Source organism: Mycobacterium sp. NGS57, from assembly GCF_059812405.1.
Genome location: NZ_JCALCP010000001.1, coordinates 388,096 through 402,977 on the forward strand (window position 1 = coordinate 388,096; position 14,882 = coordinate 402,977).

9 protein-coding genes are annotated in these 14,882 nt (G+C 70.2%); 6 read left to right on the top strand and 3 right to left on the bottom strand.

Annotation, left to right across the window (positions count from 1 at the left end):
• Positions 1-2 precede the first annotated feature (2 nt).
• Both car and gabT read right to left on the bottom strand, forming a co-directional pair.
• Positions 3-3,476 carry a carboxylic acid reductase gene (gene car, locus AC5Y43_RS02065; protein ID WP_499968781.1) on the bottom strand — a complete coding sequence of 1,158 codons (3,474 nt, stop codon included), beginning with the start codon at positions 3,474-3,476 and terminating at the stop codon, positions 3-5.
• A 137-nt stretch (positions 3,477-3,613) separates the two neighbouring features.
• Complete coding sequence (gene gabT / locus AC5Y43_RS02070; protein WP_499968783.1) at positions 3,614-4,963, bottom strand: 4-aminobutyrate--2-oxoglutarate transaminase; 1,350 nt, start codon at positions 4,961-4,963, stop codon at positions 3,614-3,616.
• 113 nt (positions 4,964-5,076) lie between these two features.
• On the opposite strand from gabT, the gene yajC reads away from it, so the two are divergent.
• The 6 genes from yajC to AC5Y43_RS02100 are packed head-to-tail and all read left to right on the top strand — an operon-like array spanning position 5,077 to position 13,122.
• Complete coding sequence (yajC, locus tag AC5Y43_RS02075; protein WP_499968785.1) at positions 5,077-5,427, top strand: preprotein translocase subunit YajC; 351 nt, start codon at positions 5,077-5,079, stop codon at positions 5,425-5,427.
• 43 nt (positions 5,428-5,470) lie between these two features.
• The gene (gene secD / locus AC5Y43_RS02080) at positions 5,471-7,270 is read left to right on the top strand and encodes a protein translocase subunit SecD (RefSeq protein ID WP_499968787.1); all 1,800 of its coding nucleotides are present in this window, start codon (positions 5,471-5,473) and stop codon (positions 7,268-7,270) included.
• Between the two features lie 3 nt (positions 7,271-7,273).
• Positions 7,274-8,542 carry a protein translocase subunit SecF gene (secF, locus tag AC5Y43_RS02085; RefSeq protein WP_499968789.1) on the top strand — a complete coding sequence of 423 codons (1,269 nt, stop codon included), beginning with the start codon at positions 7,274-7,276 and terminating at the stop codon, positions 8,540-8,542.
• 5 nt (positions 8,543-8,547) lie between these two features.
• Entirely contained in the window at positions 8,548-10,188 is a 1,641-nt protein-coding gene (locus AC5Y43_RS02090) for an ABC transporter substrate-binding protein (protein WP_499968791.1), read from the top strand.
• On the top strand, positions 10,170-10,721 hold the full coding sequence (locus tag AC5Y43_RS02095) for an adenine phosphoribosyltransferase (protein ID WP_499968794.1): 552 nt from the start codon (positions 10,170-10,172) through the stop codon (positions 10,719-10,721). The genes AC5Y43_RS02090 and AC5Y43_RS02095 overlap by 19 nt, the downstream gene beginning before the upstream one ends.
• Positions 10,722-10,764: 43 nt before the next feature.
• Positions 10,765-13,122, top strand: a complete 2,358-nt coding sequence (locus tag AC5Y43_RS02100; RefSeq protein WP_499969379.1) for a RelA/SpoT family protein — start codon at positions 10,765-10,767, stop codon at positions 13,120-13,122.
• A 4-nt stretch (positions 13,123-13,126) separates the two neighbouring features.
• On the opposite strand, the gene AC5Y43_RS02105 is transcribed toward AC5Y43_RS02100, so the two are convergent.
• Positions 13,127-14,848, bottom strand: coding sequence for a protein kinase domain-containing protein (locus AC5Y43_RS02105; protein WP_499968796.1), 1,722 nt, complete (start codon positions 14,846-14,848; stop codon positions 13,127-13,129).
• Positions 14,849-14,882 lie beyond the last annotated feature (34 nt).

A 14,882-nucleotide genomic window follows, 5' to 3' on the forward strand; every position in this document is an offset into this window, starting at 1 on the left:
TCTCAGAGCAATCCGAGCAACTGCAGGTCGGTCACGTACTTGACGACGATCGGCGCGGAGACATGCGGAATGTCTTTGTCCGGGCCGATTTTCGCCTCCTGCACCGCGGCGCGGAACACCTCGGTCGGGGCCATCGATCCGCGGATCGGCTGCTCCGGCTTCTGGTAGTTGTGCAGCAGCGGCAGTAGCGAGTACTGGCGCTGCCGCTCGGGCAGGGCCCGCATCGATCCCTCGAACCGGCGCAGCCACTCGCCGTAGTCGGCGACGCGCTGGATCGGGTAGCCCGCGTCGACGAGCCAGTCGACGTATTCGTCGAGGCCGAGGCCGTCGTCGTACGGGTTCATCACGTGGTAGGTCTCGAAACCTCGGGTGACGTCGCCCCCCAGCGTGGCGATCGCCGCCGCGATGAACTCGACCGGAAGGCCGTCGTAGTGCGCGCGCTGCCGGTTGCCGTCGGCGTCCAGCTCGTAGAACGAACCGGGCGCCACGCCGGTGGCGACCAGGCTCAGCATCAGCCGGGTGAACATGTCCGGCAGGTTGAGCTGTCCCGCGTAGGTGGTGTCGGCCAGGATCATGTCGCAGCGGAACACCGAGACGGGCAGGCCGCACAGGTCGTGGGCCTCGCGCAGCAGCACCTCGCCGGCCCACTTGCTGTTGCCGTAGCCGTTGGCGTAGTTGTCGTTGACCGCGCGCGTCGCGCTGATCTGCCGGATGTCGGCGTTCTCGACGAACTGGCCGGGCTTGATCTGGTCGCCCACCCCGATCGTGGACACGTAGACGTACGGCTTCTGCTTGGTGGTCAGCGCGATCCGGATCAGCTCGGCGGTGCCCAGCGCGTTCGGGCCGAACAGCTCGCTGTACGGCAGCACGTGGTTCACCAGGGCGGCCGGGTCGACGATGAGGTCGACGGTGTCGGCCAGCCGCTGCCAGGTTGGCTGGTCCAGGCCCAGGTCGGCCTCGCCCTTGTCGCCCGCGAGGACCTCGAGGTGGTCGGCGGCCAGCTGCCGGTAATGGGCCAGCAGCTCGGGGTCTCCGCTGTCGAAGGTCTTGTCGAGCCGGGCGCGGGCCTCCTCGTCGGACTTGCCGCGCACCAGGGCGATCACCTTGCCGTCGACGAGGTCCATCCGCTCGAGCCATTCCAGCGCCAGGTAGCGACCAAGAAAGCCGGTCGCCCCGGTCAACAGGACCGTGCGCACCGCGGAGGTGGGCTTGGGCAGCTCGGGCGCGGCGGCCAGCGTCGACGCCTCGAGGAACTTGTCCAGCGTCAAATCGCCCGCGTGCACCTCGACCGCGTCACGGCCGTGCACCGAGGCGAAGCTGGGCCGCTTGGTGCCTGCGGGTGCAAGCGCAGCCTGGATGAAGTCGGCGATGGCGGCCAGGTCGTTGGCCGGGCTGACGATGACGCCCACCGGCACGTCGACGTCGAAGATCTCGCGCAGCAGGTTGCCGAATGTCAAGGCCGACAACGAGTCTCCGCCCAGGTCGGTGAAGTGCGCGTCGGACGGAAGGTCCGCTCCAACAAGCTGGGCGCTGCCCAGCAGCGCGCCGGCGGCCCGGCTGACCGTCTGCAGCACCGGCGCGTCGGCGCCGCTTTCGCGCAGCGTGCGCAGCTCGTCGGCCTGGCCCTCGGCCAGCTCGGCGTAAAGCTGCTCCAGCCGCTCGCCGTAGTGCTGCTTCAGCTTCGGCCACGCCAGCTTGCGGATGCCGGTCAGCAGGCCGTTCTCCAGCGTGAAAGGCGTTGTCTCGATGATGAAGTCGCGCGGCACCTCGTAGGACTGCAGGCCGGCCTCCTTGGCGACGGTCTGCAGCGAGTCGGCGATGGCCTGCTTCGGCGCGTTCTCGTCGGTCGGCACGACCACGGCCACCAGGTAGGGGTGCGCGCTGTTGCCGTAGATGTAGATCTGCCGGACCAGCGGGCTGTTGCCGAACACCGCCTCGAGCTTTGCGACGGTGACGAACTCGCCCTGCGCCAGCTTGAGCACGTTATTGCGGCGGTCGACGTACACCAGCCGGTCGGGAGCGACCTCGGCGACGACGTCCCCGGTCCGGTAGTAGCCGTCGGGGTCGAAGACGTCCGCGGTGACCTCGGGCCGCTTGTAGTAGCCGGGGAACATGTTCTCGGTCTTGAGCAGCAGCTCGCCGCGCGGAGACGGCCGGTCGGTGGAGAAGTAGCCGAGATCCGGGACGTCGACCAGCTTGTAGTCGACGACCGGCGGGCGCTGCACCTCGCCGTCGAACAGGACCATGCCCGCCTCGGTGGAGCCGTAGCCGTCCATCAGGTGCATCTCGAGCAGGGACTCGACCCACTGCTTGAGCTCCGGGGAAATGGGCGCCGAGCCCGTCATCGCGAAGATGAACCGGCCGCCCAGCTGGTACTGCCGCTGCTCGGCGAGCACCTCGGATTCGGGCTCCCCGCGGTCGATCCGGCGCTGGAACTCGCCATAGAGCGTCTCCCAGATCCGCGGCACGAAGTTCAGCTCGGTGGGGCGCACCAGCTCGAGGTCCTCCAGCAGGGTCGAGAGGTCGCTGCGGGCCGCGAAGTAGGCGGTGCCGCCGTTGCCGAGGGTGCCGTAGAGGATGCCGCGGCCCATGACGTGGCTCATCGGCATGAAGTTGAGGGTGATCGACGCGGCGCTCTCGCCGAACCAGTTGCGCGCCGACCGCCGCCACATCTTGGCGACGTTGCTCTGCGGGTACATCGCGCCCTTGGGCGCGCCGGTGCTGCCCGAGGTGTAGATCAGCAACGCCAACGGGTCATCCGAGTCCGGCGCGGCGGCCGGCGCGGCCGGCAGCTCTTTCCCGCGCGCGATGACGTCGGCCAGCGTCTCGACCGTCACCGAGGTGTCGGAGAGGGCGGCGACAGCGCCATCGAAGGCCTCGCGCTGGTCGTCGACCTCCGGGTGGTAGTCGAAGACCACCAACGCGACGGGTGGCTGTCCGGCCAGGATCAGCTCGACGGCGTCGGCCAGCTGGTCGACGCCGGCCGCGACGACGCGCGGCTCGGTCTCGGCAACGATGGGCCCCAGCTGGGCGATGGCCGCGCTGGTCTGCAGCGGGACGGACACGGCGCCGATCGTCCCGAGCGCGATGTCGATGGCGGTGTAGTCGACGCTGTTGAAGCCCAGCACGCACACCCGGTCGCCGGCCCGCACCGGCCCGTCGGCCAGGGCGCGCGCCAGGGCGTCGACGCGGTCGCCGAGCTCGCGGTAGGTGAGGGTTTCGTAGCGGGGGAGCAGTTCGGCCGAGGTGCGCCCGGTCGTGGGGTCCTCGACGAACTGCACCGCGCGCTGGCCCAGGGCCGGCCGGTCGGCGTAACCCTCGAGCACGGTCCGGATCACCTGCGGGAGGTGCAGGCCGGGTTGTTCGAGGGCCGCGACGACCGTCGGGCTCGGGGCGGCGGCGGCGAACTGTGGGTCGGTGGCGGTGAGTTCTTCGATGCGGCGCTCGAGCCGCGGGTCAACAACGGGATTCGACATGGCGGTGCCTCTTAGTGGACAAGAAGGAAGTTCCGATTTGCGCGGCGTTGCGCTGACCCCTAGAACGTTAGCGAAACTAACGTTATTCCTCAATGACGTGGCGGCGGCGAGTCCTTGTGAAATCGGCCACCGGGGTCTCAGAGCCCGGCGAGGCTCCCGGTCAGCACCTCGACGCCCTCCATGAGCAGCTCGTCGCTGATGGTCAGCGGGGGCAGCAGCCGGATGATGTTGCCGAACATGCCGCAGGTCAACACGATCACCCCGGCGGCGTGCGCCGCGGTGGACAGCGCCTCGGTCAGCTCGGCGTCCGGTTCGGCCGTGCCGCTCTTGACCAGCTCGATGGCGATCATGGCGCCGCGGCCGCGCACGTCACCGATCCGGTCGTCGGCGGCCTGCAGCCGCATCAGCGGCTCGGTCAGCACCCGCTCGATCTGCCGCGCCCGCTCGATCAGGCCGTCGCTCTCGATCGTCGCGATCGTGGCCAGTGCCGCCGCGCAGGCCACCGGGTTGCCGCCGAAGGTCCCGCCCAGGCCGCCGACGTGGGGGGCGTCCATGATTTCCGGCCGGCCGGTCACCGCCGACAGCGGCAGCCCGTCGGCGATGCCTTTGGCGGTGCAGATCAAATCGGGCACCAGGCCGTCGGGGCCCTCGTGCTCGCAGGCGAACATCGCGCCGGTGCGCGCGAAGCCGGTTTGCACCTCGTCGGCGATGAACACCACGCCGTTGCGGCGGCACCAGTCGAGCAGCGCGGGCAAAAACCCCTCGGCCGGGACGATGAACCCGCCCTCGCCCTGGATCGGCTCGATGATGAGGGCGGCCAGGCTGTCGGCGCCGACCTGGCTTTCGATGACCCGGATGGCCCGCGCGGCGGCCTTCTCGCCGTCGGTGGCCAGCTCCTTGTCGATCAGGCCGTCGCGATAGGGATACGACAGGGGGGCCCGGTAGACCTCCGGCGCGAACGGGCCGAAGCCGCTCTTGTAGGGCATGGACTTGGCGGTGAGCGCCATCGCCAGGTTGGTGCGCCCGTGGTAGGCGTGGTTGAACGCCACGACGGCGGGCTTGCGGGTGTAGGCGCGGGCGGCCTTGACGGCGTTCTCGACGGCCTCGGCGCCGGAATTGAACAGCACCGAGCGCTTCTCGCCGGTACCGGGGGTGATCCGGTTGAGTTCCTCGGCGACGGCGATGTACTCCTCGTACGGCGTCACCATGAAGCAGGTGTGGGTGAAGTCGTCGACCTGCGCGCGCACCGCGTCGACCACCCGGGGCGAGGAATTGCCGATCGTGGTGACCGCGATGCCGGAACCCAGGTCGATGAGCCGGTTGCCGTCGACGTCCTCGACGATGCCCCCGCCGGCGCGCGCGACGAAGACGGGCAGGGAGACGTTCACGCCACCGGAGACCGCCCCGGCCCGGCGCTTGTTGAGTTCCAGCGATGCGGGACCGGGGATTTCGGTGACCAGCTGGCGACTCTGCTCGAGGCTGGCCACGACGTCCTCCTCACCACGGCGCGCCTGTCACGTCGTGGTGAAAAGCCTATCGGGTCCGCGGCGGGTCAGCGGGGCCCGCGGGGACGACCTGCGGTGCTGGCACACTGGCCGTCATGGATAGCTTGGTTTTGTTCTTGCCGTTCCTGCTCATCATGGGCGGCTTCATGTACTTCGCGTCGCGTCGCCAGCGGCGGGCGATGCGGGCCACCATCGACCTGCACGAGTCGCTGCGGCCCGGCGACCGGGTGCACACCACGTCCGGGCTGGAGGCCACCGTCGTCGCGCTGAGCGACGACACCGTCGAGCTCGAGATCTCGCCCGGCGTGGTGACCACCTGGATGAAGCTCGCCGTGCGCGACAAGATCCTGCCCGACGCGCCGGAGCAGGATTTGGGCGACGTCGCCGACGAGCACGTTGACGGCGTGGAAGAGTCCGAGGGGCTGACCGACCCCGGGCGACACTAGGCTCTGTCGGGGTAACACCGATCCCTAGGAGATACGAGTAAACGTGGCATCGTCTTCGGCGCCGGTGCACCCCGCCCGCTACCTGTCGGTCTTCTTGTTATTGCTGGTCGGCGTCTACCTGATGGTCTTCTTCACCGGTGACAAGCGGGCAGCTCCGAAGCTCGGCATCGATCTGCAGGGCGGCACCCGCGTCACGCTGACCGCCCGCACCCCCGACGGTTCGCGCCCCAGCCGGGAGGCGCTGGCGCAGGCGCAGCAGATCATCAGCGCGCGCGTGAACGGGCTCGGCGTGTCCGGGTCGGAGGTCGTCGTCGACGGCGACAACCTGGTCATCACGGTGCCCGGAACCGACGGCAGCGAGGCCCGCAACCTGGGCCAGACCGCGCGGCTGTACATCCGGCCCGTGCTCAACTCTGAGCCCACGCTGGCCTCCCAGCCCAAGGCGCCGCAGCCCGGTCAGCCGCCGGCCGGTCAGCCGCCGGCCGGTCAGCCGCCGGCCGGTCAGCCGCCGGCCGGTCTTCCGCCGGCTGGTCAGCCGCCGGCCGGGGCGCCCGCCCCACCGGCGCGGTCCGCGCCCGGGCAGCCGCCCGCTCAGCCACGGCCCTACCCGCAGGACCCGCCGCCGTCGCCCGGCCCGGCCCCGCCGCCGGCTCCCGCGCCCGCACCCGCGGCACCGGCCGGCCAGGCCCCGCCGCCGGCGCCCGGGCCACCGGACCCGCGCAAGGACCTCGCCGAGCGCATCTCGGTGATGAAGGAATTCCGGCAGAGCAGCAACCCGTACCTGCAGATGGCCGCCATGCGGTGGGCGATCGTGCACTGCGGCGAAGACGACATCCTGGCCGGCAACGACGACCCGGCCCAGCCGCTGGTCACCTGCTCGACCGACCACAAGGTCGCCTACCTGCTGGGGCCGTCGATCATCAGCGGTGACCAGATCGCGGACGCCACGTCGAGCCAGAACCAGCGCGGCATCGGTTACGTCGTCGACCTGCAGTTCAAGCCGGCCGCGGCGAACACCTGGGCGGACTTCACCGCCGCGCACGTCGGCACCCAGACCGCGTTCACCCTGGACTCCCAGGTGGTCAGCGCCCCCATGATCCAGGAGGCCATTCCGGGCGGGCGCACCCAGATCTCCGGCGGCCAGCCGCCGTTCAACGCCTCCACCGCCAAGCAGCTGGCCAACGTCTTGAAGTACGGGTCGCTGCCGCTGTCCTTCGAGTCCTCGGAGGCCCAAACCGTCTCGGCGACACTGGGTCTGACCTCGCTGCGGGCCGGTCTGCTCGCCGGTGCGATCGGGCTGGTGCTGGTGCTGCTCTATTCGTTGCTCTACTACCGCGTGCTGGGGCTGTTGACGGCGCTGTCGTTGGCCGCTTCCGGCGCAATGGTTTTCGCGATACTGGTGATCCTGGGCCGCCAGATCAACTACACCCTGGACCTGGCGGGCATCGCGGGTCTGATCATCGGTATCGGCACCACCGCCGACTCCTTCGTGGTGTTCTTCGAACGCATCAAAGATGAGATCCGCGAAGGCCGTTCGTTCCGCTCGGCGGTGCCGCGCGGTTGGGTGCGGGCCCGCAAGACGATCGTGTCGGGCAACGCCGTCACCTTCCTGGCCGCCGCCGTGCTCTACGCGCTGGCGATCGGCCAGGTGCGGGGGTTCGCGTTCACGTTGGGGCTCACCACGATCCTCGACGTCGTGGTGGTGTTCCTGGTGACGTGGCCGCTGGTGTATCTGGCGTCGAAGTCCCCGACGCTGGCCAAGCCGGCGTACAACGGACTGGGCGCCGTGCAACGGGTCGCGCGCGAACGCCGGGCCGCCGATGTGAAGACGGGACGGGGATAGCGCATGGCCGAGTCCACCAACACCCACGCCACCGAGATCACCGAAGCCAGCCCGGATGTGGTGGAGGCCAAAGACGCCGCCGACGCCACCGGTCCGCACCACAATTTCATCTCCCGGCTCTACACGGGCACGGGCGCGTTCGAGGTGGTCGGGCGCCGTCGGCTGTGGTACGGCGTCAGCGGCGCGATCGTCGCGGTCGCGCTCGTCAGTATCGTGTTGCGCGGCTTCACCTTTGGGATCGACTTCAAGGGCGGCACGACGGTGTCCATGCCGCGCGGTACGGCCACGGTCGCAGCGGTGTCCGAGGTGTTTAACAAGACCCTCGGCAGCGACCCCGAGTCGGTCGTCGTCGTCGGCAACGGCGCGTCGGCGACGGTCCAGATCCGCTCGGAGACGCTGACCAACGACCAGACCAACAAGCTGCGCAACGCGCTGTTCGACGCGTTCCAGCCGACCGGCGCCGACGGCAAACCCACCAAGCAGGCCATCAGCGACTCGGCGGTGTCGTCGACCTGGGGCGGCCAGATCACCGACAAGGCGCTGCTCGCGCTGGGGGTTTTCGTGGCGCTGGTCAGCCTGTACATCACCGTGCGCTACGAGCGCTACATGGCGATCTCCGCGCTGACGACCATGGTGTTCGACCTCGCCGTCACCGCCGGCGTGTACTCGCTGGTGGGTTTCGAGGTCACCCCGGCCACCATCATCGGCTGGCTGACGATCCTCGGGTTCTCCCTGTACGACACCGTGATCGTCTTCGACAAGGTCGAGGAGAACACCCACGGGTTCCAGCACACCGCGCGGCGCACCTTCGCCGAGCAGGCCAACCTGGCGATCAACCAGACGTTCATGCGCTCGATCAACACCAGCCTGATCGGGGTGCTGCCGGTGCTGGCGCTGATGCTGGTGGCGGTCTGGCTGCTCGGCGTCGGCACGCTGAAGGACCTGGCACTGGTGCAGCTGGTCGGCATCCTGGTCGGCACGTACTCGTCGATCTTCTTCGCCACCCCGCTGCTGGTCAGCCTGCGCGAACGCACGGAGTTGGTGCGCACCCACACCCGGCGGGTGCTCAAGCGGCGTAAGCCGGGGGCGCAGGCCGAAGAAACCGGGGAAACGGGGGCGGCCGGGGCTGCTGAAGCGACCGAAGCGACCGAAGCGCCCGCTGCGGAAGCGCCCGCCAAGCCCGCGTCGAACAAGCCGGCACCCGGGGCGCGGCCGGTGCGCCCCACCGGGACCCGCCGACCGAGCGGCAAGCGAAACGCCGGCCGGAGGTAACCCACATGGCCAGCTGGTTTCGGCTTGGGATGGCCGGGCTGCTGGTGGCGGCGTTCGCCGCGACGCTCAGCGGGTGCTCCGGCAGCGCCGCCTCGCAGATCGACTACGTGGTCGACGGCCCCTTAACCACCTACAACACGAACACCGTCGCCGGGGCGGCGTCGGCCGGCGCGCAGGCGTTCGCCCGCACGCTCACCGGCTTCGGCTACCACGGCCCCGACGGACAGGTTGTCGCCGACCGCGACTTCGGCACCGTCTCGGTGGTGGGGGGTTCGCCGCTGGTGCTGGACTATCAGATCGCCGACAACGCCGTCTACAGCGACGGCAAGCCGGTGACCTGCGACGACCTCGTCCTGGCATGGGCGGCGCAGTCCGGCCGGTTCTCCGGCTTCGACGCGGCCACCCAGGCCGGCTACATCGACGTCGCCAACGTCGAGTGCATTCCCGGACAGAAGAAGGCGCGGGTGTCCTTCATCCCGGACCGCGGCGTCGTCGACTACAACCAGCTGTTCACCGCGACCGCGATCATGCCGTCGCACGTCATCGCCGATCAGCTCAACGTGGACGTGACCGCCGCCCTGCTGAGCAACAACGCGCAGGCGGTGGAGCAGATCGCCAAGCTGTGGAACACCACGTGGGACCTCAAGCCGGGGCTGGATCTGAAGCGCTTCCCGTCGTCGGGCCCCTACCGGATCGAGTCGGTCCTCGATGGCGGCGCGGTGGTGCTCGTCGCCAACGACCGCTGGTGGGGCCCCAAGGCGATCACCAAGCGGATCACCGTGTGGCCGCAGGGCCCCGACATCCAGGACCGGGTCAATAACCGCAGCGTCGACGTGGTCGACGCCGCCACCGGATCGGCAGGGGTGCTGCCCACCCCGGACAACTACGAGCGCAGCGAGGGGCCGTCGGACGGCATCGAGCAGCTGATCTTCGCGCCGCAGGGGCCGCTGGCGCAGCCCAAGGCCCGGCGCGCGTTCGCGCTGTGCACGCCGCGCGACACGATCGCCCACGACGCCGGCGTGCCCATCGCCAACTCGCGCCTGCAGCCGGCCACCGACGACGCCATCGCCGCCGGTGAGGGCGCCGCCGAGGCCGCCCCGTTCGGCAAGGCCGACCCCGCCGCGGCCCGCGACGCGCTGGGCGGGGCGCCGCAGACCGTGCGGATCGGCTACCGCGGGCCCAACGCGCGGCTGGCGGTGGCCGTCGGGGCCATCACCAAATCCTGCGCCGCGGCCGGGATCACCGTCACCACGGTCGCGCTGGACACCTCCGGCCCGCAGGCGCTGCGGGAGCAAAAGATCGACGTGCTGCTCGCCAGCACCGGCGGGGCCAGCGGCAGCGGGTCGACGGGGTCGTCGGCGATGGACGCCTACGCCCTGCACACCGGCAACGGCAACAACCTGTCCGGCTACTCGAACCCCCAGGTCGACGGCGCGATCAGCGCGCTGGCGGTGTCGGCCGATCCCGCCGAGCGGGTCCGGCTGCTCGCGCAGGCGGCACCCATCCTGTGGGCCGACCTGCCGACGCTGCCGCTGTACCGGCAGCAGCGCACGCTGCTGGTGTCGAAGAAGATGTACGCCGTGGGCACCAACCCGACCCGCTGGGGAGCCGGCTGGAACATGGACCGATGGGCGCTGGTGGAATGACGGGCGAGGGCACGCCGGCGGCCGAACTGATCGCGGCGCTGGCGCGGGATGTCGCCGACTTTCCGCGGCCCGGCGTGCAGTTCAAGGACCTGACGCCGGTCTTCGCCGACCGGGGCGGGTTGGCGGCGGTCACCGAGGCGCTGGCCGGGGTGGCCTCCGGCGCCGACCTGGTCGCCGGCATCGACTCGCGCGGGTTCCTGGTCGCCGCGGCCGTCGCCGCCCGGCTGGGCACCGGCGTGCTGGCCATCCGCAAGGCCGGCAAGCTGCCCCCGCCGGTGCTGGCCGAGCGCTACGAACTGGAGTACGGCAGCGCCACCCTGGAGATCCCCGCCGACGGCATCGACCTGCGCGGACGCACCGTCGTCGTCATCGACGACGTGCTGGCCACCGGCGGCAGCATGGGTGCGGCGGTCCGGTTGGTCGGGCGCGCCGGGGCCGAGGTGACCGCGGCGGCAGTGGTGATGGAACTCGCCGCGCTGGGCGGCCGCGCGGCGCTGGCGCCGCTCGCGGTGCACAGCCTGACTCGGGCTTGATCACGCCCCGCAAGCGATATCCTCGAGGTCGGAGGTGACCGACGTGGCGGACGAGAAGAGCGGGGCGCAGGCTCTCGACGCGCCCGCCGCCGTCACCGACGCGCCGGCGGTAACCGAGCCGATCGAGACCCTGAAGTCCTCCAGCAGCGCCTCGCGCCGCGTGCGGGCCCGGCTGGCCCGCCGGATGACCGCCCAGCGCAGCGCGCTGAATCCCGTGCTCGAGCCGCTGGTGGCGGTGCACCGCGAGGTCTATCCCAAGGCCGACCTGTCGATGCTGCAGCGCGCCTTCGAGGTGGCCGACCAGCGCCACGCCACCCAGTTGCGCCATTCCGGTGACCCCTACATCACCCACCCGCTGGCGGTCGCGAACATCCTGGCCGAATTGGGCATGGACACCACCACTTTGGTGGCGGCGCTGCTGCACGACACCGTCGAGGACACCGGTTACACGCTCGAGGCGCTCTCCGAGGAGTTCGGCGAGGAGGTGGGTCACCTCGTCGACGGTGTGACCAAGCTGGACCGGGTGGTGCTGGGCAGCGCCGCCGAGGGCGAGACCATCCGCAAGATGATCACCGCCATGGCGCGTGACCCGCGGGTGCTGGTGATCAAGGTCGCCGACCGGCTGCACAACATGCGCACGATGCGTTTCCTGCCGCCTGAGAAGCAGGCCCGCAAGGCCCGTGAGACGCTGGAAGTCATTGCGCCCCTTGCCCATCGGCTGGGCATGGCCAGCGTCAAGTGGGAGCTCGAAGACCTGTCGTTCGCGATCCTGCACCCCAAGAAGTACGAGGAGATCGTTCGGCTGGTCGCCGGGCGCGCGCCGTCGCGGGACACCTACCTGGCCAAGGTCCGCACCGAGATCGTCAACACCCTTGGCGCGTCGAAGATCAAGGCGACGGTGGAGGGCCGCCCCAAGCACTACTGGTCGATCTACCAGAAGATGATCGTCAAGGGCCGCGACTTCGACGACATCCACGACCTGGTCGGCATCCGTATCCTCTGCGACGAGATCCGCGACTGCTATGCGGCTGTGGGCGTGGTGCATTCGCTGTGGCAGCCGATGGCGGGCCGGTTCAAGGACTACATCGCCCAGCCCCGCTACGGCGTGTACCAGTCGCTGCACACCACCGTCGTCGGGCCGGAGGGCAAGCCACTGGAGGTGCAGATCCGCACCCGCGACATGCACCGCACCGCCGAATACGGGATCGCCGCGCACTGGCGCTACAAGGAAGCCAAGGGCCGCAATGGAGTTCCGCATCCGCACGCCGCCGCCGAGATCGACGACATGGCCTGGATGCGCCAGCTCCTCGACTGGCAGCGTGAGGCCGCCGACCCCGGTGAGTTCCTGGAATCGCTGCGCTATGACCTCGCGGTCCAGGAGATCTTCGTGTTCACCCCCAAGGGCGACGTGATCACCCTGCCGACCGGGTCGACACCCATCGACTTCGCCTACGCGGTGCACACCGAGGTCGGCCACCGCTGCATCGGCGCCCGGGTCAACGGCCGGCTGGTGGCGCTGGAGCGCAAGCTGGAAAACGGCGAAGTCGTCGAGGTTTTCACGTCCAAGGCGCCCAACGCCGGGCCGTCGCGCGACTGGCAGCAGTTCGTGGTATCGCCGCGCGCCAAGACCAAGATCCGCCAGTGGTTCGCCAAGGAGCGCCGCGAGGAGGCGCTGGAGGCCGGCAAGGAGGCGATGGCGCGTGAGGTGCGCCGCGGCGGACTTCCCTTGCAGCGCTTGGTCAATGGCGAGTCGATGGCCGCGGTGGCCCGCGAGCTGCACTACACCGACGTGTCCGCGCTCTACACCGCGATCGGCGAGGGCCACGTGTCGGCCAAGCATGCCGTGCAGCGGCTGCTGGCCGAACTCGGCGGCATCGACCAGGCCGAGGAGGAACTGGCCGAGCGGTCCACGCCGACCACCATGCTGCGCCGCCCGCGCAGCAGCGACGACGTCGGCGTCTCGGTTCCGGGCGCCCCCGGCGTGCTGACCAAGCTGGCCAAGTGCTGCACGCCGGTGCCCGGCGACCAGATCATGGGGTTCGTCACCCGTGGCGGCGGGGTGAGCGTGCACCGCACCGACTGCACGAATGCCGCGTCGCTGCAACAACAGTCGGAGCGCATCATCGAGGTGCTGTGGGCGCCGTCGGCGTCGTCGGTGTTCCTGGTGGCCATTCAGGTCGAGGCCCTCGACCGGCACCGGCTGCTGTCGGACATCACGCGGGTGCTCGCCGACGAGAAGGTCAACATCCTGTCGGCGTCGGTGACGACGTCGGGGGACCGGGTGGCGATCAGCCGGTTCACCTTCGAGATGGGCGACCCCAAGCACCTCGGGCATCTGCTCAATGTCGTGCGCAACGTCGAGGGCGTCTACGACGTCTACCGGGTGACGTCCGCGGCGTAGGTTTCTAGCCCACCCGCACCGAGGTGATGGTGACCGGGTTGGCGGGATTGCCCCGGCTGCGGTGGCCGGCCACGCCCGCCTTGGCGATCTTGTCCAGGATCAGCAGTCCCGTCTCGTCGACCGTGCCGAACACCGTCGAGGTGGGCTCGGTCTCGGTGTCCCGGTACACCATGAAGAACTGGCTCTCGTTGGTGTTGGGGCCGGAGGTCGCCATCGCGACCGTTCCGCGCGGATAGATCACCGTCTCCTTGAGCGCGGGATCGTCGGGCTTGAATTGGTTGGTGGGGTATTCGTCGGCGTATTCGTAGCCCGGGCCGCCGGAGCCCGCGCTGTCGGGGCCGCCGCACAGCAGCGTGCCGCCTTCCGGCTCGTCGATCAGCCGGCCGCATTCGGTGTTGTCGAAGAACTGCTGGCGCGCCAGGCTCTCGAAACTGTTGACGGCGCACGGGGATTCGTTGTTGGCGAGCTGGATGCCGATGTCGCCGTAGTTGGTGGCGATGGTGGCGTGGATCTGCGCCGGCTCGGTGGACACCCGCCCCGACGGCGGCGGGTTGACTGCCCGGACGGACGCATCCGGCGCCGGCGGGTATTGGCAATTGGCGCCGACGTCCGGCGGCGGCGCGAACGCCGGCAACGGCGGCACGGCGGCGGGTCCCGCGGACCCGGGGACGGTTCCCGGCCGCGCGGCCCCGCGGGCCCGCGTCGGGGAGCTCGACGCGGCGCTGTCGGTGTGGCCGTCGCTCTGGGTCACCAGCGAGATGACCAGCGCCACCACCGCGGCCAGCGCGATGACCGACCCGGCGACGATCCCGAGCGCCAGGCGCCGGTTGAACGTGCGCGCCGGGTGTGGCGGGGCCGCCGGCGGCACCGGTGGCGGCGGAGGCACGGACGCCGGGGCGGCCGGGTTGGCGAGCGCCGCCCTGGCGCCCTCGGCGAGCTCGATCGCCGACTGGTAGCGGGACGCGACGTCCTTGGCCATTCCCTTGGCGATCACCGCGTCGAAGGCCGGCGGCACGCCGGGGGTGATGATCGACGCCCGCGGCGGGGGCGTGTTGACGTGCGCGTTGAGCTGCTCCTCGAGGCTGTCGCCGGGGTAGGGGCGGGCGCCGGTCAGGCACTCGTAGAGCACGCAGGCCAGCGAGTACACGTCGGCGCGGTGATCCGTCAGCCCCCGGAAGCGCTCGGGCGCCAGGTACGCCACGGTGCCCATCGTGGCGCCGGTACCGGTGAGCTGGGTGTCGGTCTCGGCGCGCGCGAGGCCGAAGTCGATCAGGTAGACGAAGTTTCGCGCCTTGGTGACCAGGATGTTCTTCGGCTTGATGTCGCGGTGGATCAGGCCCACGCCGTGGGCGGTGTCCAGCGCCGCCGCCACCTGTTCGATCACCGCGACCGTGCGCTCGGGGGACAGGCGTCCGCCGTTCTCGGCGATGTACTCCGACAGGTCGCGGCCCTCGATCAGCCGCATGTCGACGTACAGCCGGCCGTCGATCTCGCCGTAGCCGTGGATGGGCACCACGTGCGGGTCGTTGAGGCTTGCCGCGATGCGCGCCTCGCGGCGGAACCGGTGCTGGAAGTCCTGATCCTCGGCCAGGTGCGGGGGGAGCACCTTGAGGGCCACGATCCGGTCGGTGGTGGCGTCGTAGGCGCGGTACACGCGCCCCATGCCGCCGCGGCCCAGTAACCCCTGTATCTGGTAATGACCGAATGTCTCCGGATCAATACTCACTTGACGAACCTTAAATGGTCGGGAGCGCGAGTCT

Coding starts and splice junctions, on each gene's coding strand:
- car (WP_499968781.1), bottom strand. CDS start 3,476: ATGTCGAATCCCGTTGTTGACCCGCGGCTCGAGCGCCGCATCGAAGAA.
- yajC (WP_499968785.1), top strand. CDS start 5,077: ATGGATAGCTTGGTTTTGTTCTTGCCGTTCCTGCTCATCATGGGCGGC.
- secF (WP_499968789.1), top strand. CDS start 7,274: ATGGCCGAGTCCACCAACACCCACGCCACCGAGATCACCGAAGCCAGC.
- AC5Y43_RS02090 (WP_499968791.1), top strand. CDS start 8,548: ATGGCCAGCTGGTTTCGGCTTGGGATGGCCGGGCTGCTGGTGGCGGCG.
- AC5Y43_RS02095 (WP_499968794.1), top strand. CDS start 10,170: ATGGGCGCTGGTGGAATGACGGGCGAGGGCACGCCGGCGGCCGAACTG.